Genomic DNA, 23,928 nt, shown 5'->3' with positions numbered 1-23,928 from the left:
CGGGTTTTCTGGGGGAATGTCTCAGGCGTCGTCGCTGTGAACCGAGGACGGGTGACGGCACAGCGGCGTCACGGCGATCTGCATGTACGGAAATAGCGGCAGCGCCGTCAGGATCTCGTGCAGCTCGGCATTGCTCTGCACGTCGAAGATGCTGACGTTCGCGTACTCGCCGACCAGGCGCCAGATGTGGCGCCACTTGCCGCTGCGCTGCAGATCCTGCGAATAGGCCTTCTCGCGGGCCTTGATCTCGTCGGCGACATCGGCCGGCATGTCGGCAGGCAGGCGGACATCCATGCGGACGTGGAAGAGCATCGTGGTCTCCTTGGTGGGTTGTCTGGGTCTGGTTGTCGTTATTGGCGGCGCAGGCGTGCAAGCTTGTCGCGGTCGATCTCGATGCCGAGGCCGGGGCCGGTGGGCACCTGCAGCGTGAAATCGCGGTACCGCAACGGCTCGGTCAGCAGTTCCTGTGTGAGCAGCAAGGGCCCGAACAGCTCCGTGCCGAACTGCAGATCGCTGAAGGTCGAAAAGACGTGCGCGGAGGCGGCAGTGCCGACCGCGCCCTCCAGCATCGTTCCGCCGTACAGGCTGATGCCCGCAAGCTGCGCGATCGCCGCGACCTGCATGGCGGGAACCAGGCCGCCCGATTGCGCGATCTTCACGGCGAAGACATCGGCGCCGGCCGAGCACGCAAGTTCAAACGCATCAAGTGGACCGTGCAGCGCCTCGTCGGCCATCATCGGCACGGCGAACTGGCGCGCCAGGCGCTCCAGCGCGGCGCGGTTTTCTGCGCGCACCGGTTGCTCGATCAGGTCGATGCCGCCGGCCTGCAGCGCGGCGATGCCATTGGCGGCGTCCAGCTCGCTCCAGGCCTGGTTGACGTCCACCCGCACGCTCACGGCATCGCCCAGCGCGCGCTTGATGGCGAGCACGTGCGCCACGTCTTCGGCCACGGGGCGCAGGCCGATCTTCAGCTTGAAGATGCGGTGACGGCGCTCGGCCAGCATCGCTTCTGCCTCGGCAATGTCTTTTGCGGTGTCGCCGCTGGCGAGCGTCCAGGCAACCGGCAGTGCATCACGCAGGCGGCCGCCGAGCAGCTCGGACAGCGGCACGCCCAGCCGGCGCGCCTGCGCATCGAGCAGCGCCGTCTCCAGCGCGCACTTGGCAAAGCGGTTGCCCTGGATGGTCTTGCGCACGCGTGCCATGGCAGCCGCCACGTTGCGCGCGTCCATGCCGATCAGCAGCGGCGCGATGTGCGTGTCGATGTTGACCTTGATGCTCTCGGGGCTCTCTTCGCCGTAGTTCAGGCCGCCGATGGTGGTGGCCTCGCCCCAGCCTTCGATGCCGTCTTCGCAGCACACGTGCACGAGGACGAGCGTCTGCGTGTGCATGGTGGCGACAGACAGCTTGTGCGGACGGATGGTGGGCACATCCACTAGAATGGCCTCGATCGAGCGAATCATGTTTTCCAGGTATCAGAATGGACAGCGATCAACGTGGAAATCAGATTACGCAGCGCGATTTATTGCGTCCAACACTGATTTAGTATCGGCTTCATACCTACAAGGTTGGATATGGAACTGCGCCACCTGCGCTACTTCGTCGCCGTTGCCGAGGAGCTGAACTTCACGCGTGCGGCCGAGCGCCTGCACATCGCGCAGCCGCCGCTCTCGCGACAGATTCAACAGCTCGAAGAGGAAATCGGCGTCGTGCTGTTCGAGCGCGGCAGCCGGCCGCTGCGGCTGACCGAAGCCGGGCGGTTTTTCCACGCCCACGCACGCCAGTTGCTGGCGCAGACGGCCGAGCTCGCCTCGATGACGCAGCGCGTGGGACAGATCGAGCGGCGCCTGTCGATCGGCTTCGTTGCCTCAACGCTGTACGGCATGCTGCCGAAGGTCATCCGGCGCTTCCGGGCCGAGTACCCGATGGTCGATCTGACCATGCACGAGATGACGACCATGGACCAGATCCAGGCGCTCAAGAACGGCCGCATCGACGTCGGCTTCGGCCGCATCCGCTATGAAGACCCGAACGTGCGCCGCATCCTGCTGCGCGACGAGCGCCTGATCGTCGCCCTGCCCTCGGGCCACCCGCTGCTGGGCGCCAAGCCGGCCGCATCGCTGCGCGACCTCGTGGGCGAGACGCTCATCATCTACCCGCGCGCGCCACGCCCAAGCTACGCGGACCAGGTTCTGGCCCTGTTTCACGACCGGGCGCTCGAGCCGAGCAAGATCTACGAGGCACGGGAATTGCAAATCGCCCTGGGGCTGGTGGCGGCCGGCGAAGGGGTGTCTGTCGTACCGCGCAGCGTGGCGGGCCTCAAGCGCGAGGACGTCTGCTACCTGGAGCTCGATGACCCGCAACTGGTGTCGCCCATCATCTTCAGCACACGCCTGCTGGATGAGTCGGAAGACATCCGGGCCATGCTGGCGCTGATATACCGGCTGTACGACGAGCAGCAGATTCCGTATTACGCCCCTTCGTAAGGCTTGCAACGGCAGCCCAAAGTTACACGCCGCTGGACACGGCATGCGCATGGGCTAGATTGAAGTGAGGCGTTGATCCGCCTGCGATTGGAGCGTAGCGAGTGACAAGAAAACGCCGCCGCGTCATCAAGTTGGCCGTGTTTGCGGCGCTGGTCCTTGCAATGGCCGCATGGCTGGTCGCCCGCGAGTTCCGCACGTCTTCGTGGCAGGCGCATTACTTCGCACAGCTCGCGCAGTCGCAGACCTTTCCTGTCAAGCCGGGCCCCAACACCTCGGCGCGCTTTCCGAATTCCGGCCCCTACGACGAACGGCTGGGCTATCACGATCTGCCCGTCTTTCTTGACCGCCTGCGCGCACGCGGCTACATCGTCGCGCAGCAGGCCGTGCCGTCCAACGACATGGTTGCGTGGATGGACCGCGGCATGAACGCGCCGTATCACGAGAAGGACCAGGCCGGCCTCGAACTGCTGGACGTCGAGGGGCGCCCGATCTACCGCGCGCGCCATCCCGAGCGCGTGTACGACCGCTTCGACGCCGTACCGCCGCTGCTGGTCAGCTCGCTGCTGGCCATCGAGAACCGCACGCTGCTGCAGACGGAATACCCGAAGCGCAATCCGGCCGTGGAGTGGACGCGCCTGGCCCGCGCGGTATGGGACCGCGCCCTGCATACCGTCAACGCCGCACACGAGTCGCCCGGCGGCAGCACGCTCGCCACGCAGATTGAGAAGTACCGCCATTCGCCGGAAGGCCGCACCGATTCGCCGGCTGAGAAGCTGCGCCAGATGGCTTCGGCCTCCGCACGCGCGTATCTCAACGGAGAAGACACCACGGCCACGCGGCACCAGCTCGTGGTCGCCTACCTGAACACCGTGCCGCTCGGCGCCCGCGCCGGGTTTGGCGAAATCCAGGGGATCGGCGATGCGCTGTGGGTCTGGTACGGGCGCGACTTCGCGCAGGTGAACGCCCTGCTGTCGCCCACATCGGAGGCGCCGCTGGCCGACCGCGCGCTGGCATACAAGGAAGCGCTGAGCCTCCTGGTGTCACAGCGGCGGCCGTCGTACTACCTCGAGAATCTCGACGAGCTGGAAACGTTGACCAACGCCTACCTGCGGGTGCTCGCCGCATCGGGCGTGATTGCGCCAGCCCTGCGGGATGCCGCGATTGCGCAGTCGCTCAAGCAGCAGGCGCTGAACACGCGCGTGCCGGCGCCTCCCCTCGAGCACAAAGGCACCAACGCCGTGCGCGTCAACCTGGCGGGCATGCTGGGCGTCTCGCGCATGTATGCGCTCGACCGGCTCGACCTGATGGCCAGCAGTACGCTCGACGCGCCGCTGCAGCGCGATATCACCACCGAGTTGCGCAAACTGCGCGACCCCGAGCGCGCCAAGGCCGCCGGCCTCGTCGGCGACAAGATGCTCGAACACGGCGACCCGCGCGGCGTGACCTACAGCTTCACGCTGTACGAACGCGCCCCCGGCGGCAACCGTGTGCTCGTGCAGGCCGACACCTTCGACAAGCCGTTCGACATCAACGAGGGCGTGAAGCTCGACCTGGGCTCCACCGCCAAGCTGCGCACGCTGGTGACGTATCTGCAGCTCGTGGCCGAGCTGCATGAGCGCTATGCCGGCCAGCCTGCGGCGGCATTGCGCAAGCTGAACATTCCGGTGCAGAACCCGATCGAGCGCTGGGCCGTCGATTACCTTGCGCACACGCAGGACCGCTCGCTCACGGCCATGCTCGATGCCTCGATGGAGCGCAAATACTCGGGCAACGCCGGCGAATGGTTTGCCACCGGCGGCGGCATGCAGAGCTTCGAGAACTTCGAGAAGTGGGAAGGCACGCAGAACTTCACGGTGCGCGAGGGCCTCAAGCACTCCGTCAACCTCGTTTTCGTGCGCATCATGCGCGACATCTCGCGCTACTTTCAGCATCAGTTGCCAAGCGCCGGCGCCGAGGCGCTGACCGATCCAGACTCGCCGCAGCGCCAGATCTACCTGCGGCGCTTTGCCGACCGCGAAGGCAAGCTCTTCATGGGCCGCTTCTATGCCAAGTACAAGGGCAAGACCGACCAGGAGCGTGAAGCGATCCTCGTGCAGAGCACCCACGCCACGCCGGTGCGGCTCGCCACCATCTTCCGCAGCATCGATCCGCAGGCAGGACCCGACAAGCTGGCCGCCTTCCTCCGCACCTACCTGCCGGGCACGAAGCTCGACGACGCGGCCATCACCAAGCTGTACAACACCTATTCGGTGCAGCGTTTCGACCTGGCCGACCGCGGCTACATCGCGCGGCTGCACCCGCTGGAGCTGTGGCTGGTGGCCTATCTGCGCGAGCATCCGCAGGCGACGCTGTCCCAGGTGAACGAAGCCAGCGCCACGGAACGGCTGGCCGTCTACAAGTGGCTGCTGCAGTCCAGGCGCAAGGGGGCGCAGGACAAGCGCATCAAGCAGATGCTGGAAATCGAGGCCTTCCAGCAGATCCACGCCATGTGGAAGCGGCTTGGGTATCCGTTCGAATCGCTCGTGCCGTCGTACGGCACGGCCATTGGCGCGTCGGCAGACCGTCCGGCATCGCTGGCGGAGCTTATGGGCATCCTTGAGAACGACGGCATCCGCCTGCCCACCGTGCGCATCGACCGCCTGCGCTTTGCCGCCAACACCCCATACGAAGTGATGCTGTGCCGCGACCCGCACGCCGGCGAACGCGTGCTGCCGCCCGAGATCCCGCCGCTGGTGAAATCCGCTCTCGCTGCCGTCGTCGAAGGCGGCACCGCCAAGCGGATATCGGGCACCTTCGTCCGGAAAGACGGCAGGCCCATCACGCTCGGTGGCAAGACCGGCACCGGCGACAACCGCTTCAAGACCTTCAGCCGCGGCGGCGGGCTGATCTCCGAGCGCGTCGTCAGCCGCTCCGGCGCCTTCGTGTTCTATCTAGGTGACCGCTACTTCGGTACCGTCGTCGCCTACGTCGCCGGCGCCGACGCCGCCAAGTACAAATTCACCAGCGCACTGACCGTGCAGGTCCTGAAGGTCCTGGCCCCCACGCTGATGAATCACCTGGATCTGAAGGACGAGGCCCCCGCCTTCAACTGCAAGCTCCCCCAGGCCACCGCCCCCGAACAAAAGCTGGATTGACTGCCACGCACGAAAAACGGCGACAACACGAGCGCCCCGCCGGTGTGGTCGTTGCCGTTCCTGCCCTAGAAGGGGGCGTCCTCGCCAGGGAACGAAACCGAGGGTCAAACAAAAACCTCACCGCAAAGCCCGCTGCAACCAAATCCCCAAAGCACATCCCACCGCCACCATCGCCCCCCAGGCAAACAGATCCTTCACCGCCAGCAACGTCGCCTGCCGATCGATCTCCGCGGAAATCCGGATCAGTTCAGCGCCCTGCAGCGCATGCGGCCACTGCCAGGCAGGCGTAAACGCGCTCACGCGTCCGACAAGATCCGTCCGGTGCTGCGCCTGCCCGTGCTGCAGCAGCAGCGTGGCGCCCATCGTCCCGAAAGCTTGCGCCCAGGCCCGCATGATCCCCTTGAACTGATAGGCGTGGCCGAAATCCCGGGCCGGCAGGTCGACGTACGTCAGCCCGGCCACCTGGATCACCACGAACATCCCCACCATGCCTTCGATCATGAATCCCGGCGCCACCGCCGCCACCGAGGCCCCCGGCATCGCCGCATGCGACATCCACAGCAGGGCCGCCGCCATCAGGACGAAGCCGATGGAGACCAGCACGCGCTTGGTGGGCAGTACGTTCGTCAACTGGAAGTTGAGGATGCCCAGCACCACCGTCACCAGCCCGCCCAGGCTCATGAGTTGCGCCGTGGTCTCATAGCGAAAGCCCAGGCCGTTCTGCAGCAGGCTCGACGAGAGAAAGCTCCACGCACTCGCAAATACGTAATAGATGGCATAGAAGACCATGCCCATCAGGAAGCGCCGCTGCAGCGTGGCGCGCAAGTCGACCCACGGCAGCGGGTGGCCGGTCTGGCGGATGCCGACCCAGGCAATGAGCGCCGCCACGGCGATGATGGGCAACACCTGCGCCGGCGAGCCATCCGGGTGAACGAACCGCGCCTGCTGAAAACCATGCAGCGCAATGAGCGCCGCGACCCCGAAGGCAATGGCCGAGGGCCAGTCGAGCGAGGCGAAATCGCCCTTGCGCTCATGCATTTGGGGGTGCGGATAGAACGCCGCGACGAGCGCGGCCACCACCACCGCCACGAGCAGCTGCGCGACAAAGATGGCGCGCCAGCCGAATTGCTCCGTCAGCGCCGCCGACAGCATCGGCGACACGCAACTGAGCCCGAAGATGCCGTAGATCATGCCCTTCATCATCGTGCGCCGTTCGTGCGCGGGGCTATGCTGGACAAAGATGCGCGAGGTCGAAAGCATGGGCCCCCCGCCAAAGCCCTGCACCGCCCGGCCGACGATCAGCATGGTGCCGCCCTCGGCCGCCGCGCACATCAGCGTGCCGACGATGAACACCAGCAACGACAGCAGCGTATGGCGGCGATACGTCATGTGGTCGGCGAGCCGGCCCATCACGAGGATGGCCAGGCTGGCCGCCGCCGCATACGCCGCCACCGCCCACAGGTAGACGTCCTGCGACGCCAGCACGCCGCCTTCGATGTGCGGCCCGGCAATCGAGAACATCAGGTTGGACATGTAATCCACGCCCGTCGCCAGGCCGATCACCATGCCCACCATGCGCAGCTCCATCCGGCTGCCCACCGTCGACGGGGCGGGCTGGGGGCGTGGGGCTGGGGGCGGCAAAACCGTGTGGTCTGGGCTTGGCGTGTTCATGCGGGGATGGTAATTTGCCCTGAAAGCGGCGGAAATCGCCTTCCGACAAATTCATTGTTCAATCATGCGAACGACAGACTGGAACGATTGGGACACCTTCTGCACCGTGGCCACGCTCGGCAGCTTCACGCGCGCGGCCGACCGGCTGGGGCTGCCCAAGTCTTCGGTCAGTACAGCGGTATCGCGGCTGGAGGGCAAGCTCGGCGTCCGGCTGTTCGAGCGCAGCACGCGCCGCCTGCGCCTGACCGATGCCGGCGAAGCCCTGCTGCGCGACGCCGGCCCATTGTTCCAGCGGCTGCGCGAAGTCTCGGAAGACGCCGCCGCGACGTTTCAGTCACCCGCGGGCACGCTGCGCATTGCCATGCCGTATGAGTTTGCGGCGCGGCAGTTTGCCGAGGTCGTGCTGGAAGTCATGCGCGAGCACACCGGCCTGCGCATCGAGGTGGACGTCGCCCCGCGCCAGATCGATCCGCTCGCCCAGGGCTACGACATCATGCTGACCGTGCCGCGCGGCCCGCTGCCCGACTCCGGCCTCGTCGCCCAGCGCGTGTTCGACCTGCGGCGGGCGGTGGTGGTCGCGCCGCAACTGGTGGAACGCCTCGGCCCCCTGACCCACCCCGACCAGCTTGCCGACTGGCCGTGCCTCGGCACCTCGAACGAATCGGAATGGCAGTTCCGCACACCCGGCGGCGAAACCCTCAACCTGCCGCTGGACTTCCGCATGCGCACCTCCAACAGTGAGCTGCGCATGCAGGCGGCCATCGCCGGCTTTGGCGTCGCGCGGATCACGTCCGTGTTTGCCACCGATCTGGTGGCCTCGGGCGCGCTGCAGGAGGTGCTCACCGATTTCCAATCGCCGCCGATGCGCGTGTACGCGGTGTTCCCCGGGCGCCGGCTGATGCCCGCCAAGGTCAAGGTCTTCATGGACGCCCTGCACCGCCGCATCGAACGTTCCCGGCAGCACGCCGATGTGCGGTCCACCTTCCTGGACGAAGCGACGGCGCCGTGGCCGCCCGAATCCCTGCTCTGACCCTCCAACCTTCTGGATTGCCGCGAACCCATGCGCCCCTTGACCCGCTTTCCGCTTGTTGTTGCCGCCCTCGCCTTATGCGCCACCGCGTGCTCGCGCGCGGAGGACATCGGCAGCGTCAGCACCAATTTCCGCATCACCGGCTCCGACAAGATCGTCGTCGAGGCCTTTGACGATCCGCTCGTGCAGGGCGTCACCTGCTACGTGTCGCGCGCCCGCACGGGTGGCATCAAGGGCACGCTGGGCGTGGCCGAAGACGTGAGCGAAGCCGCCGTCGCCTGCCGCCAGGTCGGGGACATCAGCTTCGCCAAGCCGCTTCCGCAGCAGGACGACATGTTCACGCAGCGGCTCTCGCTGGTCTTCAAGACGCTGCACGTAGTGCGCGTGGTCGACCGCAAGCGCAATGTGCTGGTGTACCTGACGTATTCCGACAAGGTCATCTCGGGCAGCCCCAAGAACAGCGTGACGGCGGTCCCGGTTCCGGCGGGCCAGCCGATCCCCGTCAGATAGGCAGCGCAGTACCGGGCGCACCACATTGGTGCGTTGCAACGCTGCCGTGGTGGCCACACAACACGGGATGGTGCATACGTAAGCCTACGTATGGTGCATTGCATCATCCGGTGTATGATTAGGGTATTCCCTAACCGGGAAATCCCTAAGAGGCCAATCATGCAAAACACGAACGACCTGAAGCTGACCGATCAACTCGAACGCGAACTGATCGAACGCGAAATGTCCGAAGGTATCTACTACTACCGCCGTCCGAACGGCCAATCGTTCTCGTTTGCCCAGTTCTTCTCGGCAATCGCGAACCTGTTCAGCCCGCAGCGCACCGCCAAGGCCTGATAGGCCGTCATTGTCGATTGTCGATGGGCGTGTGCCCATGCGAGCCGTAGGTAGTACCGCAACACCGTAATACCCGTGCGCCGGCCGTGTCTCAGCAGAGCAGCCGCCACACCCGCCAGGTCATGACCGCCTGGTGCCAATCGAGGGCCGGATTCCGGCCCTTTGTCATGTCTGCGGCGCGTGTTTTTGCGCGCTGCGGCATCGCCCTTCTCCTCCGTTCTGCCTCAACCGCCTGCCGGTTGTCTTCTCTCGGGCCTGTGCTTTACTGAGTAGAGCCGCGACACCGATACCGAGACCACGCGCGCATTTCCGCTGCAACACAGGCGCACAACGTGGCCCCCGGCGACCATCCCCCAAAGGAGACTCCCATGGCGATCAGCCTCAAGCTGTCGGTCAACGGTGCGCCCGTCACCGTCAACGTCGAACCCCACACCCTGCTGGTCCAACTGCTGCGCGAGCATTTGCGCCTGACCGGCACGCACGTCGGCTGCGATACCGCGCAATGCGGCGCGTGCACGGTCCATATGAATGGGCGCGCGGTGAAGTCGTGCAACATCCTCGCCGTGCAGGCCGAAGGCACCGAGGTGACGACGATCGAAGGCTTGTCGAAGGGCGGCAAGCTACACCCGATGCAGGAAGCCTTTCGCCAATGCCACGGCCTGCAATGCGGCTTCTGCACGCCGGGCATGGTGATGGCGGCGACGGCCCTCGTGGAACGCATCCCGCATCCCGACGAACAGCAGGTGCGGCAGCAGCTCGACGGCAACCTGTGTCGCTGCACCGGCTATCACAACATCGTGCGCGCCGTCATGAAAGGCGCCGAAGCCATGGCCGAGGCCGAAGGCGACGACGTCTCCGTGCAGAGCCTGGCCGCCGCGCGCGCGCATGCTGCCTGATCAGGCGACCGACGAGGCGAGGACACCACCATGAACGCTCCCGCAGAACCGAACCACCAGCTGATCGGCGCGGCCGTCAAGCGCAAGGAAGACTTCCGCTTCCTGACCGGCGCCGGGCAGTACACGGACGACGTCGTCCAGGCGCACCAGTCGTATGCGGCATTCCTGCGCTCGCCGTATGCGCATGCCCGCATCAAGCACATCAATGCGGATGCGGCACGCAATCATCCGGGCGTGCTGGCCGTGCTCACGGGCGACGATCTGGCCGCCGACAAGGTGAACGGCCTGCCGTGCGGCTGGCTCATCCACAGCATCGACGGCACGCCGATGAAGGAGCCGCCCCACCCTGTGCTCGCGCAAGGCAAGGTGCGCCACGTGGGCGACCAGGTCGCGCTGGTGGTGGCTGAATCGGTGAAGATCGCCAAGGACGCCGTCGAGATGATCGACGTCGAATACGACGAACTGCCCGCCGTGGTGGACACCGCCACTGCGGATACCGCCGGCACCGCCGTCCACGACGACGTGCCGAACAACACCTGTTACACATGGGGCCACGGCGACAAGGCGGCCACCGACGCGGCATTTGCCAAAGCCGCGCACGTGACGCAGCTCGACATCGTCAATAACCGGTTGATCCCGAATGCCATCGAGCCGCGCGCCGTCAACGCCAGCTATTCGCGCCAGGACGACAGCTACACGCTCTACGTCGCCAACCAGAACCCGCACGTCGAACGCCTGCTGATGTCGGCATTCGTGCTGGGCCTGACCGAAGCCAAGGTGCGCGTGATTGCGCCGGATGTGGGCGGCGGGTTCGGCTCGAAGATCTTCCTGTACCCGGAAGACGTGGCGCTCACGTGGGCATCGAAAAAGGTCGGGCGACCGATCAAGTGGACGGCCGAGCGCTCCGAATCCTTCCTGACCGATGCGCATGGCCGCGACCACGTCACGCATGCGGAACTGGCGCTCGATGCGCAGGGCAATTTCCTCGCCATGCGCGTGCATACGACGGCCAACATGGGCGCGTATCTGTCGACGTTTGCCAGCAGCGTGCCGACCATCCTGTATGCGACGTTGCTGGCCGGCCAGTACAAGACGCCGGCCATCTATGCCGAAGTGAAAGCGGTGTTCACGAACACCGCGCCCGTCGATGCGTATCGTGGCGCCGGGCGGCCGGAAGCAACGTATGTGGTCGAACGCCTCGTGGAAACGGCTGCGCGCGAATTGCAGATCGACCCGGCTGAGCTGCGCCGCCGCAACTTCATCCGCACGTTTCCGTATGCCACGCCGGTGGGCCTGACGTATGACACGGGCGACTACGAGCCGTGCCTGGACCGCGCCATCGAATTGGCTGACGTGAAAGGCTTTGCTGCCCGACGCGATGCCTCCCGCGCCAAGGGCCGGCTGCGTGGCATGGGCTATTCCTGCTACATCGAAGCATGCGGCCTCGCGCCGTCGAACATCGCGGGGGCATTGGGCGCGCGGGCCGGCCTGTTTGAAGCCGGCGAAATTCGCGTGCACCCGACCGGCTCCGTCACCGTCTTCACCGGCTCGCACAGCCACGGCCAGGGCCACGAGACGACGTTCGCGCAAGTGGTGGCCGATCGCCTGGGCGTGCCCATCGACAACATCGAGATCGTGCACGGCGACACCGGCCGCATCCCGTTCGGCATGGGCACGTACGGCTCACGCTCGATTGCCGTGGGCGGCTCGGCCATCATGAAGGCGCTCGACAAGATCGAGGCCAAGGCCAAGAAGATCGCCGCGCATCTGCTGGAGGCATCGGCGGAAGACATCGAGTTCAAGGATGGCGTCTTCCGCGTGGCCGGCACCGACCGCACCAAGACCTTTGGCGAAGTTGCGCTCACCGCCTACGTGCCGCACAACTATCCGCTCGACAAACTCGAACCCGGGCTGGACGAAAACGCATTTTACGATCCGACCAACTTCACCTACCCGGCCGGCGCGTACATCTGCGAGGTGGAAGTCGACCCCGACACCGGCGAGGTGCACATCGACCGCTTCGTTGCGGTGGACGACTTCGGCAACATCATCAATCCGATGATCGTCGAGGGCCAGGTGCATGGCGGGCTTGGTCAGGGGATCGGCCAGGCGTTGCTCGAAGCGTGCGTGTACGACGAAAACGGCCAGCTGCTGACCGGCTCGTACATGGACTACGCCATGCCGCGCGCCAACGACCTGCCCAGCTTCACGGTGGAAACCGCCAAGGGCACGCCGTGCACGCACAATCCGCTCGGCGTGAAGGGCTGCGGGGAAGCCGGCGCCATCGGCTCCCCGCCGGCGCTCATCAACGCCATCGTCGACGCGCTTGCACCACTGGGCGTGAAGGACATCCAGATGCCCGCGACGCCGCACCGCGTCTGGCAAGCCATTCAAGCGGCCAAGGCCTAGGCAGAGGAGCCCACCATGTACGACTTCGAGTACCAGAAAGCCACCGACGCCCAGACCGCCGTCACGGCATTGAAGACGCATGCGGACGCCAAATACCTCGGAGGCGGCCAGAGCCTGCTCGCGGCGATGAAGCTCCGGCTCGCGCAGCCGTCTGCCCTGGTGGATGTCACGCAGATTCCGGGCATGACCGGCATCCGCTCGCAGCCGGGTGTGATCACCGTGGGCGCCGCCACGCGCCACGCCGATGTAGCCGAGAGCGACGAGGTGCGGCGCATGCTCCCCGCGCTGGCCGAGCTGGCCGGCGGCATCGGCGACAGGCAGGTGCGCGCCATGGGCACGCTCGGCGGGTCGCTTGCCAACAACGACCCGGCCGCGTGCTATCCGGCGGCCGTGCTCGGCCTGAATGCCACCATCGTCACCGAGCGGCGCGATATTGCGGCGGACGATTTCTTCCTCGGCATGTACGAGACGGCGCTGGCTGCGGATGAACTCATCACCGAGGTGCAGTTTCCCGTGCCGGACCAGGCGGCCTACTTGAAATTCCGCAACCCCGCGTCGCGCTTTGCGCTGGTGGGTGTATTCATCAGCCGCAAGGGCAACAACGTGCGCGTGGCGGTGACGGGCGCGGCGGCGTGCGTGTTCCGTTGCACGCCGCTGGAGCAGGCGCTGGCCGCCAGCTTCACCTCCGAGGCGGCGCGCAAGGTCGTGGTGCCGGCCGATGATCTGCTCGGCGATCTGCATGCGTCGCCGGAGTATCGGGCGCACCTGATTCCGGTGCTGGCGGCGCGCGCGGTGGAGCAGGCATTGGCGCGGCATCACTAGCCGCATCTGCGGGGAACTGCATGCCGGTTGACTCCATCGACGACTGCCTCGCGCAGTTGCAGGGCCAGGGCTACTTCGCCAGCCGCGAGCTGGCGACGGCCCTGTTCCTCGCGTTGCGCATGCAGCGGCCGCTGTTCCTGGAGGGCGAGCCCGGCGTCGGCAAGACCGAACTCGCGAAGGCGGCGGCCGGGCTGCTCGGCACGTCGCTGCTGCGGCTGCAGTGCTATGAGGGGCTCGACACGGCCAGTGCGCTCTACGAGTGGGATTACCCGCGGCAGATCATGGCGCTGCGCCTGGCTGAAGCCGCCGGCCAGACGCCGCGCGCCGACACGCTGTACCGCGACGAATTCCTGCTCAAGCGCCCGCTGCTGCAGGCGCTGCTGCCTGATGCCGTCAACCCCGGCCGCCCCGATACGCCGCGCGTTCTGCTGATCGACGAAATCGACCGCGCCGACGAGCCGTTCGAGGCCTTCCTGCTGGAACTGCTGTCGGATTTCCAGGTGTCGATTCCGGAGTTCGGCATCGTGCGGGCTCAGGTGGTGCCGCTGGTCATCATGACGTCCAACCGCACGCGCGAGGTGCACGACGCGCTCAAGCGGCGCTGCCTGTATCAATGGATCGGCTACCCCGACAAGGCGCGCGAGCTGCAGATCGTGGCGCAACGCGCGCCCGAAACCGCCGCCCGCCTGCAGCAGCGCGCCGTGGATTTTGTCCACCGTCTGCGCGGCATCGACCTCTTCAAGGCTCCGGGCATTGCGGAGGCCATCGACTGGTGCCGCGCGCTGGCCGCCCTGAATGTCACGGAGCTCGATCCGCAATCGGTGCATGACACGCTCGGCGTACTGCTCAAGTACCAGGATGACCTCAGCCGCGTGGATGCGCCGACCATCGAGCAACTGCTGGCCGCACCTGCGTTGCCGGAGTAGCCATGGACGCCGTGTCGACGCCGTTACCGATGCTGGCCCGCAACGTGACGCACTTCGTGCGCCTGCTGCGCAACGCCGGCATGCCGCTGGCGCCGTCGCGCGCGGTGGACGCCATTGAAGCGTTGGGCCATGTCGATATCGGCCGCCGCGGCGACGTGAAGGCGGCGCTCGCTGCCCTGCTCGTCTCGCACCCGGATGAGCGCATGCTGTTTGACGCGGCCTTCAACGTGTTCTGGCGCGACCCCGACTGGGAAGGCAAGCTGCGCGCGCTGCTGCTGCCCAAGGTGCGCGGCGGCATCCCGCCCCCGCGCAACAACCGCCTGGCCGACGCCCTGCGGGCACAGCCCTCGGGCAGCCTGCCTCCTGCTGTCGCGCCCGACGGCGAGCGCCACGGCATCGTCGCGCCGCTGGCGTTTTCCGCCAACGAGGCGCTGCGCACGCGTGACTTCGACACGCTCGACGCCGCCGAGTGGCGCACGCTGCAGCACATGATCCGCCAGCGCCGCGTGCATCTGGCGCAGGAACGCACGCGCCGGCTGAAGGCGGCCTCGCGTGGCCGCCATCCGGACCTGCGCGCCACGGCCGCCCAGGCCGTACGCGCGGGCGGCGAATGGGTCGGGTGGAAGTACCGCCAGCCCGTCGACCGCACGCCGCCACTCGTCCTGCTGCTGGACATTTCCGGATCGATGAGCCGCTACTCGCGCGCGGTGCTGTACTACTGCCACGCCCTGGTGCAGTCGCGCGAGCGCATCCAGGCATTCCTGTTCGGGACGCGGCTGACCAACGTCTCGCGGCAACTGCGCGAGCGCGATCCGGATGTCGCCGTGCAGGCCATCGCGCAACTCGTGCCGGACTGGTCGGGCGGCACGCGCATCGGCGCGGCGCTGGCCGAGTTCAACCGCCGCTGGGCCCGCCGCACGCTCTCGTGCCGCTCCACCGTGCTCCTGGTGACGGACGGCCTCGACCACGAACACATCGACGTGCTCGACGCAGAGATGGCCCGCCTGGCCCGCTTCGCCCACCGCATCGTCTGGCTCAACCCGCTGCTGCGCTTCGCCGGCTTCGAGCCACGGGCACGCGGCGTGCGAGCCATCCTGCCGCATGTCGATGCGATGGTGCCGGCGCACCATTTCGACAGCCTCGCCGCGCTGGAGCAGGAACTGGCGCATGCCCGCCGCAGCCGCGTACCACGCCCTCACCCCGCCCACGCCACAGCTCTCGCACCATGGAACTGACCCAGACTCACCTCCTGCCCGTGCCCCTGCAGACCGCCTGGGATGCCCTGAACGATCCGGCCGTGCTGCAGCGCTGCATTCCCGGCTGCGAGAGCCTGACCGCCGCCGGCGAACACGCCTACGAGATCGCCATGCAGGCCGCCGTCGGCCCGGTCAAGGCGCGCTTCAAGGGGCGCATGCAGCTGGCCGACATCACCCCGCCGCGCAGCTACACGCTGCACTTCGACGGCCAGGGCGGCGCAGCGGGTTTCGGCAAGGGCAGGGCGAAAGTCGAGCTCACGCCCGAGGGCCCGACCGTCACCCGGCTGTCCTACACCGCCACGGCGCAGGTGGGCGGCAAGCTTGCGCAGATCGGTTCGCGCTTGGTCGACGGGGCAGCGCGCAAGCTGGCCGACCAGTTCTTCCAGCGTTTCTCGGCGGAGTTCGGCTCCACTGCCGGCGCGACACCCGCTCTCGACGGCATGCCGGCGGAGCAGGCCATCCCTGATCTTGCCGGCGGCGAGCTGCGCGCGCACGGTGCGCGGGAGGCCGCGCCTGCGGTCAGCCCGGCGCTGCAGACGCGCAACCCGTGGCCGTGGATCATCGTTGCGGTGGTGGCCGTGGCGGCGGCCTACCTGTTTCTGCATCACGGGGCATAATCGGAGCCCTTCCCCCGCAACACATTACTCAAGCGCGCGAAAGCGCAGCCAACGCATCATGGACAGCGTCGATCTTGAAGTCTTGAAAACCAGCGCGCGCTGGCTGGAACAAGGGCGCCGGGTGCTGCTCGTCACCGTTGTCAAGACCTGGGGGTCGTCGCCGCGGCCCGAGGGCGCCATGCTTGCGCTGCGCGATGACGGCGTGGTCGTCGGCTCGGTGTCGGGCGGCTGCATCGAAGACGACCTCATCGACCGCGTGCGCCGCGAGGGCCTGCAGCAAACCAGGCCGGAAGCCGTCAAATACGGCATCAGCGCAGAAGAGGCCCACCGCTTCGGGCTGCCCTGCGGCGGCACGCTGCAACTCGTGCTGGAGCCGCTGAGCGCCGCCAGCGGCATCGACGCGCTGCTGCACGCCGTGGAAGCCGGCCAGCTCGTCGCGCGCACGCTCGACATGGCCACCGGCGCCACCGTGCTGCAACACGCCAACGCCACCGACGGCCTGCAGTTCGACGGACGACGCCTGGTGACGATCCATGGGCCGCGCTACCGGATGCTCGTCATCGGTGCGGGGCAGCTCTCGCGCTACCTGTGCCAGATCGCCGTGGGGCTCGACTACCAGGTCACCGTCTGCGACCCGCGCGAGGAATACAGCGAGGAATGGTCGATCCCGGGCGTCACGATGGTGCGCACCATGCCCGACGACACGGTGATGGCCATGAAGCTCGATGAGCGCAGCGCCGTCATCGCGCTCACGCATGACCCGAAGCTCGACGACCTCGCGCTCATGGAGGCGCTCAAGACGCCCGCGTTCTACGTCGGTGCGCTCGGCAGCCGTCGCAACAACGCCAACCGCCGCGAGCGCCTGAAGGAGTTCGACCTGAGCGACGCGGAACTGGCACGCCTGCACGGCCCGGTCGGCATCTACATCGGCAGCCGCACGCCGCCCGAGATCGCCATCTCCATCCTGGCCGAGGTGACGGCAGCCAAGAACGGTGTCTCGCTGCCGACGATCCTGCAGGTGGAAGGCGCCAAGGCGGCGCGCGAGATCGCCGCCAATGCCGCGTCGAACTGCGCCGTACCGCCCGCCTGAAGTCAACCCTCTGGCCGGAGGGGGAGCCTGAAAGGCGCGTGAAAGGTTACATTCTTATAAATCGCCGATTCTGCGCACGTTTCGGGCCGTACGGCACCAGGCCGTTCATGCGGCTCGAAGCCCGTTTTGCATGCGCGCCTTCATCTGACGCCATCGTCCGTCCCCGGCCCTGGCTGCGCTGTCAGCGAGCTTGCCGGCGCGGGCGCGGTAGCGTTGTTCGCACGCGGGTCGGTCGCCCGCTTTGCACTCAGGAAATTCGAGTTTTCTCGCATGAGCATTTTGCTGACCGGCGCGACCGGTTTTGTGGGCGGCGCCATTGCCGCCAACCTCGCTGCCAAAGGTTTGCTGGCCGATACACGCTTTGCAGTGCGCGGTGACACCCCGGCCGAAGGGCTGGCGCGGCTGCGCAGCAACCTGCGCCGGTTCGAGTTCGACGCGGGCACGCTGGATGCCATCACGGAATCGCAGATCGTGCCGTTCGACCTGCGCGATGCTGGCGCAGCCAGGCTCGGCGATCCAGAAATCATCATCAACTGCGCGGCGCTGGCCACGTTCTCGAACCATCCGTCGTTGTGGGAAACCAACGTAGGTGGCGTACTGGCGCTGGGCAAGCTGGCGGCGCAGGGCTCACGCCTGAAGCGTTTCGTGCAGATCGGCACGGCCATGTCGTGCGGCCAGCTGGCCGATCGGCACGTCAGCGAAAGCTGGCAGGTGCCGCCCATCGAGCAGCACGCGGTGCCGTATACGTACTCCAAGGGGATGGCCGAACTGAAGCTGCGCGAGGCCGTGCCCGAACTGCCGCTGGTGGTGGTGCGGCCGTCCATCGTGGTCGGCCACAGCACGCTGGGGTGCGAGCCGTCGGGCAGCATCTTCTGGATGCTGCGAATGGTGGCGATGCTCGAGACGTTCAGCTGCCGCCTGAGCGACCGCGTCGACATCCTGCCCGTGGACGACTGCGCCGAGGCCATCGTGCAACTGTCGACCAAGCCCACGCTGGCGTACGACCTGTATCACATCAGCGCGGGCGATGCGCACTCCGAGCGCATTGAGACGCTGTATCCGCGCTTCAAGCGCTGCAAAACGCCGGAAGAAGACGCCCAGGCGCTGGCCGGCTACGTGTACCAGGAAAAGATCGCGGAAAAGGCGCTGGCCCGCAAATTCCTGAGCATGACCGGCGACGGCAATGTGCGCCTGGTCGCGCGCTGCATCCACCTGTATGCCAAGTTCGCCAGCATGAGCTACGTGTTCGACAACACGCGGCTGGTGCAGGAGACGGGCTTCCAGCCGCGCTCGCTGCTGGCCTACCTCGACCGCTGCCTCGAGACGTCGGACGACGTGCCGATTCCCGAGCAGATGCAGTGGGACTATAAGTAGCCGTCCGGCCTCCCCGGCCCGCACGGCGTGTCATGGCGCCGTGCTATAACCATCGGCGCTTTTACCAAGACTCCGGTCTGCAAAACCAAGAACAAGGAGCCGCCGATGACGCTGCAAGCCCTCGTCCATCTCAATGTCGCCACGCTGGTCGATTCGTTCATCAGCCTTGCCTCGGCCTTTGCGCTCGGGTCGTTGATCGGCTTCGAGCGGCAGGTCAGGCAGCGGACTGCGGGGCTGCGCACCAACGCGCTGGTGGCGGTCGCGGCATCGGCGTTCGTCGACATGGCTGCGCAGATCGGCACCGCATCGGACACCACGCGCGTGATCGCCTACGTGGTGTCGGGCGTCGGCTTCCTAGGTGCCGGCACCATCATGAAGGAAGGGCTGAACGTGCGCGGGCTGAATACCGCCGCCACGCTGTGGGGCTCGGCCGCGGTGGGTGCCGCGGCGGGGTCGGACCTGGTGGGCCAGGCCATCCTCATTACGCTATTTGTGCTGGCATCGAACATCCTGCTGCGGCCCGTGGTGGACCGCATCAACCGTACGCCACTCGACAACCAGGCCAGTGAAGTCACGTACACGATGTGCGTCATCTCCACCGGCGAGCGCCAGAAAGAAGTGCTGGCCGACCTGGAACGTCTGCTGGAAGAAGCCAGCTACCCGATCAGCGACCTGTCGGTCGAGCCGTTTGGCGAAGACCACGTGGAGATCGAAGCCATGCTGATGTCGACCGCGGTGAACGCGGCCGAACTCGACCGCATCGTGGCGTCGCTGCAGGCGCAGCCGCACGTGGCCCAGGCGTTCTGGAACCCGAGCACGACGGAATAAGCGGTCACAGCTCCTGGGCCGCCGCAAGGTCGAAGATCCGCGCCCAGCGCTTCGCTTCCTGGCGACTGTGCATCGGGATCGGCCATTCTGGCTGCGCTTGATGCTTCAGCCGCAGCGCCAACGTCCAGGCGCCTTCGCGCTCGACCGCATCGGCACCGGCAATATCGGCAAAGAGAAAGCGGGCGTTCTGCCCATGCAGGCTCAGCGTGCCGCGCTTCTGTTCGGCATCGACGGCAACTTGGCCCCAGCTGCCGCTGAGCGAGACGACGCGCTGCCCCTTCACATTGACGCCATGGATGGCGCGATGGCGCCGAACCAGCGCCAGGGCGAGCGCCACGAGCAACCCAGCCGCCAGCAGCACGGCCGCGGCCCCAACCACCGCCCCATACGCTGAAGCGACCTGGAGATACAAGCGGGCCGCGCCATAAACCAGCAGACCGACGAGCGCGAACGCGGCAAGGATGAACGGCATGGTGCGATTCCTTGAATGAGCCAGCCGGTGATATCCACCAAAACGGCGTTCAAGGCAAGCGATTGCCGTACCCGTCCGTCCCCTTCCAGGCGACGCAACGTAGCGATGCGACGCGATCAGGCCAGCCGGAATGCCGCGATGGCGGCGTTCAGCGCCTGCGCCTGCTCTTCCAGCGATTCAGCGGCCGCTGCGGCTTGCTCCACCAGCGCGGCGTTCTGCTGCGTGGCTTCGTCCATGAGCGTGACGGCCTTGTTGACCTGCTCGATGCCGGAGCTCTGCTCGTTCGAGGCGGCCGCGATCTCGCCCATGATGTCGGTCACGCGGCGGATGGACGACACGATGTCTTCCATCGTGCTGCCCGCGCGCTCCGCCAGCGCGCTGCCGGCCTCCACCTTGGAGAGCGACGCCTCGATCATCTCCTTGATTTCCTTGGCAGCGGCGGCGCTGCGCTGCGCCAGGTTGCGCACCTCGCCGGCCACCACCGCAAAGCCGCGGCCCTGCTCGCCCGCACGCGCCGCTTCCACGGCGGCGTTGAGCGCAAGAATGTTGGTCTGGAACGCAATGCCATCGATCACGCCGATGATCTCCGAGACCGTGCGCGACGACGCGCTGATCTCGCGCATGGTCGCCACCACGTCGGTCACCACGGCCCCGCCCTGCGCGGCGACTTCGGAAGCGCTGTCGGCCAACTGGCTGGCCTGGCGTGCGTTGTCGGCGTTCTGGCGGACGATGGAGGTCATCTCCTCCATGCTCGATGCGGTCTCTTCCAGCGAGCTGGCCTGCTCTTCGGTGCGCTGCGACAGATCGGCATTGCCCGCGGCAATCTGCTTGGTGGCCGCGCCGATCGACTCGGAGCCCGAGCGCACGCGGCGCACGGTGTCGGTGAGCGCGTCCTGCATGCGGGCCAGGCCTTCGAGCAGGCGGCCCATCTCGTCGTGGCGATCCACGCGCACGGGCTGGGTCAAGTCGCCCGCAGCAATGCGATCGAACTGTGCCAGCGCGGCATCCAGCGGCCCGACGATCGCGCGCAGCAGCGACCACGCACACCACAGCGCCACCACCAGCGCGACGACAATAGCCGCCGCCACGATCACACGAAAGCGCGCATACACCTGCTGCGACGCGTCATAGTTGGCCTTGGAGAAGGCCAGTTGCTTCTTGCTCAGCGCCAGGCTCTTGTCGTTGGAATCGCGGAAGGCGTTGGACACGCGCTTTTCCATGATGTCGTCAGCCGTCGCGCGATCGCCCGCGCGCAGTGCCTTGATGATGTCACGCAGGCTGCCCGCCGCGGCTTCGCGCGCGGTGGCGACCTCCTTGGCGAGGCGGTCTTCTTCCTTGCTGCGGGGCAGCGTCAGGTAGGTCTTCCACGCTTCATCCGACCGCGCGATCAGCTCTTCGGTGCGATCGAGCAGCTTCATCGCGCCCTTGTCATTCGGATACAGCATCGCCTTGTCGAGCGCGGTGCGGGCACGCGTCAGGCTCAGATCCGATTCGCCCAGCGCAAGCGCAGACGGGAATTGATTGGTGAAGGTTTCCTCGTGTGCCAGGTTGGCACCGCGCAGGCCCAGCAAGCCAGTCACACCGATCAACAAGGCAAGCAGGAAGAGGACGGAAACCGAAAGCACCAGTCGGGTGCGGATGGTCAGGCGAGCGGACATGGGCGCGGGAGAGTGGCGTGCACGGCGCTTCACGCAGGCGCGACCATCGCGCCGGGCGGCCGGCTACCTGCACTATCGGTTCGTGCCGGGCCGAACTTGAGGGCTGATGTGCGCTGCAGCGCATGGGCGTGGCCGGCCAGCCGCTTTCAGCGCGCCTTGCGGCCGCTCGTGCCGCGCGCCGCGCGGTAGTCCTCGGCGTAGTCCGCCCATTGCCGCAGCGATACCTTGCGCCCATGCGCAGCCAGCTCCAGTGCCGATTTTCGCCACGCCGTGCCGGCGGCATAGTCCTGCAGCGTGTCGACGAGATCGGTGCCGCGCCGGCCGCAACCGCGCAGATGGCACCAGGCCGCCACGCGGGCCATGGTCTGGAGCGCGTCGTCCAGGTCGGCCACCACGCGCTTGCCCGAGCCCAGCGCCACGCGGTCGGCCGTCGGCTGCAGGCTTTTGACCACGTACGACTTGGCCGCCTCCCGCTTGGCCCCATAGACGACGCCACGCAGCAGCGCCGGCGAGATGGCCTGCGAGATACGCTGGATGCCGACCACGCGCGCCGCCTCGCTGGGCCACGGCGCCACGCTGCCCGCGCTGCCGAGTACGCCGGCCCACACGCTCGGCACGGCGAGCTTGATGTCGATCAGGCGCAGCGTGGCGGGGTCGTCTTCCGGGCGCGCCAGCACCGTGTAGCGCTCCAGCCCGAGGCTGCCCGTGCCGGCGATGCGGCGCGCCACGTCCACGGCGACGAAACGCTGGCCATGGCCGTTGCCCTGCCCGCCATAGGCCTGCAGGATACGGCGCGCGCGGCGGGCCTCGTCTTTGCTTGCACGCAGGGTGCGGCGGCCGTCGATGCGCAGGCGGACCCGGTTGCCGCTGCGCTCCGTGCGCTCGGCGAGATAGGCGGCGCGGTTGCGCTTGCGCAGGCCGCGCAGCAGGTCTCGCACGATGCCGCTGGCCGTGGCGCGCTCCACCCAGCGCGCCTTGCCGTCCACCAGCGTGGTTGCATACGTATCCAGGAAACGGCGGCACAGGTTGTGCGCGTCTTCGTCGGCGAGCTTCCAGCCGTAGGCCGCGACCTGCAGGCTCGAGAGCACGCGCACGAGATCGACCGTGAACGGCGCGGCCAGGGCCTCGTCAAAATCGTTCATGTCGAAATAGACGAGGCCGTTGTCGCCCTTGAAGCTGCCGAAGTTGTCGAGATGCAAGTCGCCGCAGACAAGCGTGCGCGGCGCTTCGTGCAGCAGCGCAGCGTCGGCCAGCGAGGCCGCATACAGGTTGTTGGTGCCGCGAAAGAAGGCAAACGGGTCGGCCGCGATGGCATCCAGCTTCCGGATGAGCCTTTCAGGATCGCGCCCGGCGTTGTATTCAAGCAGGATGCGGGTGCTGTCATGCATGGTCACGGCCTCGTCAAAGTGCTGGGAGTGGAGTGCAATGCCCTCGAAAATCGAAGATTACGCGTTGATTGGCGACTGTGAAACCGCTGCCTTGGTCTCGCGCGATGGGTCGATCGACTGGCTGTGCTGGCCGCGCTTTGATTCCGGCGCCTGTTTTGCCGCCCTGCTCGGCACGCCCGACCACGGCCGCTGGCGCATCGCCCCGCAGGGCGAGGTGCGCGCCGTGCGCCGCCGCTACCTGCCCGGCACGCTGGTGCTGGAAACGGTGTTCGAAACGGCCACCGGCACCGTCAGCCTGACCGACTTCATGACGGCCCGCCTGCCCGGCACCACCAGCGCGCGGGACGACACCTCTGACCTCGTGCGCATCGTCCGCGGCCTGTCTGGCACCGTTGACATGCGCATGGACCTCACGCTGCGTTTCGACTACGGGGCCTCGGTGCCGTGGGTCAGCCGCGTCTCGGAGGCGACCGGCGTGCCGGCCGACGGCCCGTGCGACATGCCGGACTGCGTGCTGCGAGCCATCGCCGGGCCCGACATGACGACCTTGCGCACGCCCGCGCCGATCCGCGGCGAGAACCTCTCCACCGTAGCCGAGTTCTCCGTCAGCGAGGGCGAAGCGATGCCGTTTGTGCTGACGCATTCGCCATCGCACCTGCCGCTGCCGGGCTCCATCGATGCCATCGAAGCGCAGGTCGACGTGGAAGCGCGCTGGCGTGCGTGGTCCGGCCGCTGCAAGGGCGCGGGCGAGTGGACGGAAGCCGTCGAGCGCTCGCTGATCACGCTCAAGGCGCTCACCTACTACCGCACCGGCGGCGTGGTGGCCGCGCCCACGACTTCGCTGCCCGAACAGCTCGGCGGCGTGCGCAACTGGGATTACCGCTACTGCTGGCTGCGCGACGCCACGCTCACCCTGCTTGCCCTCATGAACGCCGGCTACTACAACGAAGCGCGCGCCTGGCGCGAATGGCTTGAGCGCGCCATTGCCGGCAGCCCCGCGCAGGTGCAGATCATGTACGGGATTGCAG

21 protein-coding genes are annotated in these 23,928 nt (G+C 67.1%); 15 read left to right on the top strand and 6 right to left on the bottom strand.

What is annotated here, in order from left to right:
• Positions 1-21: 21 nt before the first annotated feature.
• Both catC and A6M56_RS12655 read right to left on the bottom strand, forming a co-directional pair.
• Positions 22-312, bottom strand: a complete 291-nt coding sequence (gene catC / locus A6M56_RS12660; protein WP_045786847.1) for a muconolactone Delta-isomerase — start codon at positions 310-312, stop codon at positions 22-24.
• A 38-nt stretch (positions 313-350) separates the two neighbouring features.
• A complete protein-coding gene (locus A6M56_RS12655) occupies positions 351-1,460 on the bottom strand; it encodes a muconate/chloromuconate family cycloisomerase (RefSeq protein WP_045786848.1) in 1,110 nt (369 codons plus the stop codon).
• A gap of 111 nt (positions 1,461-1,571) precedes the next feature.
• Here A6M56_RS12655 and A6M56_RS12650 point away from each other — a divergent pair, with 111 nt between their 5' ends.
• Both A6M56_RS12650 and A6M56_RS12645 read left to right on the top strand, forming a co-directional pair.
• The gene (locus A6M56_RS12650) at positions 1,572-2,483 is read left to right on the top strand and encodes a LysR family transcriptional regulator (RefSeq protein ID WP_045786849.1); all 912 of its coding nucleotides are present in this window, start codon (positions 1,572-1,574) and stop codon (positions 2,481-2,483) included.
• Between the two features lie 161 nt (positions 2,484-2,644).
• Positions 2,645-5,617, top strand: coding sequence for a transglycosylase domain-containing protein (locus tag A6M56_RS12645; RefSeq protein WP_373271740.1), 2,973 nt, complete (start codon positions 2,645-2,647; stop codon positions 5,615-5,617).
• Between the two features lie 117 nt (positions 5,618-5,734).
• Here the strand turns inward: A6M56_RS12645 and A6M56_RS12640 are convergent, their stop codons facing one another.
• The gene (locus A6M56_RS12640; protein WP_286758151.1) at positions 5,735-7,288 is read right to left on the bottom strand and encodes an MFS transporter; all 1,554 of its coding nucleotides are present in this window, start codon (positions 7,286-7,288) and stop codon (positions 5,735-5,737) included.
• 64 nt (positions 7,289-7,352) lie between these two features.
• Between A6M56_RS12640 and A6M56_RS12635 the strand changes: the two genes are divergently transcribed.
• From A6M56_RS12635 to A6M56_RS12580, 12 genes are all read left to right on the top strand, one after another.
• Positions 7,353-8,318, top strand: coding sequence for a LysR family transcriptional regulator (locus A6M56_RS12635; RefSeq protein WP_045786852.1), 966 nt, complete (start codon positions 7,353-7,355; stop codon positions 8,316-8,318).
• 30 nt (positions 8,319-8,348) lie between these two features.
• A complete protein-coding gene (locus A6M56_RS12630; RefSeq protein WP_045786853.1) occupies positions 8,349-8,828 on the top strand; it encodes a CreA family protein in 480 nt (159 codons plus the stop codon).
• 159 nt (positions 8,829-8,987) lie between these two features.
• Entirely contained in the window at positions 8,988-9,164 is a 177-nt protein-coding gene (locus A6M56_RS12625; RefSeq protein ID WP_164491036.1) for a hypothetical protein, read from the top strand.
• Positions 9,165-9,532: 368 nt separating this feature from the next.
• Positions 9,533-10,060 (top strand): (2Fe-2S)-binding protein, encoded by a 528-nt coding sequence (locus A6M56_RS12620; RefSeq protein ID WP_062738555.1) that lies wholly within the window; start codon positions 9,533-9,535, stop codon positions 10,058-10,060.
• Between the two features lie 30 nt (positions 10,061-10,090).
• Positions 10,091-12,469, top strand: coding sequence for a xanthine dehydrogenase family protein molybdopterin-binding subunit (locus tag A6M56_RS12615; RefSeq protein WP_045786855.1), 2,379 nt, complete (start codon positions 10,091-10,093; stop codon positions 12,467-12,469).
• Between the two features lie 15 nt (positions 12,470-12,484).
• Positions 12,485-13,291 carry an FAD binding domain-containing protein gene (locus A6M56_RS12610; RefSeq protein WP_102079809.1) on the top strand — a complete coding sequence of 269 codons (807 nt, stop codon included), beginning with the start codon at positions 12,485-12,487 and terminating at the stop codon, positions 13,289-13,291.
• A 20-nt stretch (positions 13,292-13,311) separates the two neighbouring features.
• The gene (locus A6M56_RS12605; RefSeq protein ID WP_102079810.1) at positions 13,312-14,217 is read left to right on the top strand and encodes an AAA family ATPase; all 906 of its coding nucleotides are present in this window, start codon (positions 13,312-13,314) and stop codon (positions 14,215-14,217) included.
• A 2-nt stretch (positions 14,218-14,219) separates the two neighbouring features.
• Positions 14,220-15,452: a vWA domain-containing protein gene (locus A6M56_RS12600; protein ID WP_102079811.1), complete on the top strand. Its 1,233-nt coding sequence runs from the start codon at positions 14,220-14,222 to the stop codon at positions 15,450-15,452.
• A complete protein-coding gene (locus A6M56_RS12595; protein ID WP_102079812.1) occupies positions 15,443-16,090 on the top strand; it encodes an SRPBCC family protein in 648 nt (215 codons plus the stop codon). Before A6M56_RS12600 ends, A6M56_RS12595 begins: the two co-directional genes overlap by 10 nt.
• Before the next feature lie 58 nt (positions 16,091-16,148).
• Complete coding sequence (locus A6M56_RS12590; RefSeq protein ID WP_045786860.1) at positions 16,149-17,180, top strand: XdhC family protein; 1,032 nt, start codon at positions 16,149-16,151, stop codon at positions 17,178-17,180.
• A 270-nt stretch (positions 17,181-17,450) separates the two neighbouring features.
• Positions 17,451-18,554, top strand: coding sequence for an SDR family oxidoreductase (locus A6M56_RS12585; RefSeq protein WP_102079813.1), 1,104 nt, complete (start codon positions 17,451-17,453; stop codon positions 18,552-18,554).
• Between the two features lie 105 nt (positions 18,555-18,659).
• On the top strand, positions 18,660-19,382 hold the full coding sequence (locus tag A6M56_RS12580) for an MgtC/SapB family protein (protein ID WP_082062902.1): 723 nt from the start codon (positions 18,660-18,662) through the stop codon (positions 19,380-19,382).
• 4 nt (positions 19,383-19,386) lie between these two features.
• On the opposite strand, the gene A6M56_RS12575 is transcribed toward A6M56_RS12580, so the two are convergent.
• The 3 genes from A6M56_RS12575 to A6M56_RS12565 all read right to left on the bottom strand — a co-directional run bounded on the left by A6M56_RS12575 (position 19,387) and on the right by A6M56_RS12565 (position 22,900).
• On the bottom strand, positions 19,387-19,854 hold the full coding sequence (locus A6M56_RS12575; RefSeq protein ID WP_062738550.1) for a hypothetical protein: 468 nt from the start codon (positions 19,852-19,854) through the stop codon (positions 19,387-19,389).
• A 116-nt stretch (positions 19,855-19,970) separates the two neighbouring features.
• Positions 19,971-21,512 (bottom strand): methyl-accepting chemotaxis protein, encoded by a 1,542-nt coding sequence (locus tag A6M56_RS12570; protein WP_286758150.1) that lies wholly within the window; start codon positions 21,510-21,512, stop codon positions 19,971-19,973.
• A gap of 146 nt (positions 21,513-21,658) precedes the next feature.
• Entirely contained in the window at positions 21,659-22,900 is a 1,242-nt protein-coding gene (locus A6M56_RS12565; protein WP_102079815.1) for a DUF2252 family protein, read from the bottom strand.
• A gap of 37 nt (positions 22,901-22,937) precedes the next feature.
• On the opposite strand from A6M56_RS12565, the gene A6M56_RS12560 reads away from it, so the two are divergent.
• Positions 22,938-23,928, top strand: a 991-nt coding sequence (locus A6M56_RS12560) for a glycoside hydrolase family 15 protein (protein ID WP_286758149.1), incomplete at its 3' end; no start/stop codon positions are given.

Origin of the sequence: Ralstonia sp. RL, assembly GCF_001683835.1 — a bacterium.
In the GTDB taxonomy this organism is placed as follows: Bacteria; Pseudomonadota; Gammaproteobacteria; order Burkholderiales; family Burkholderiaceae; genus Ralstonia; species Ralstonia mannitolilytica.
This window is presented reverse-complemented; position numbering and strand designations above follow the sequence as displayed.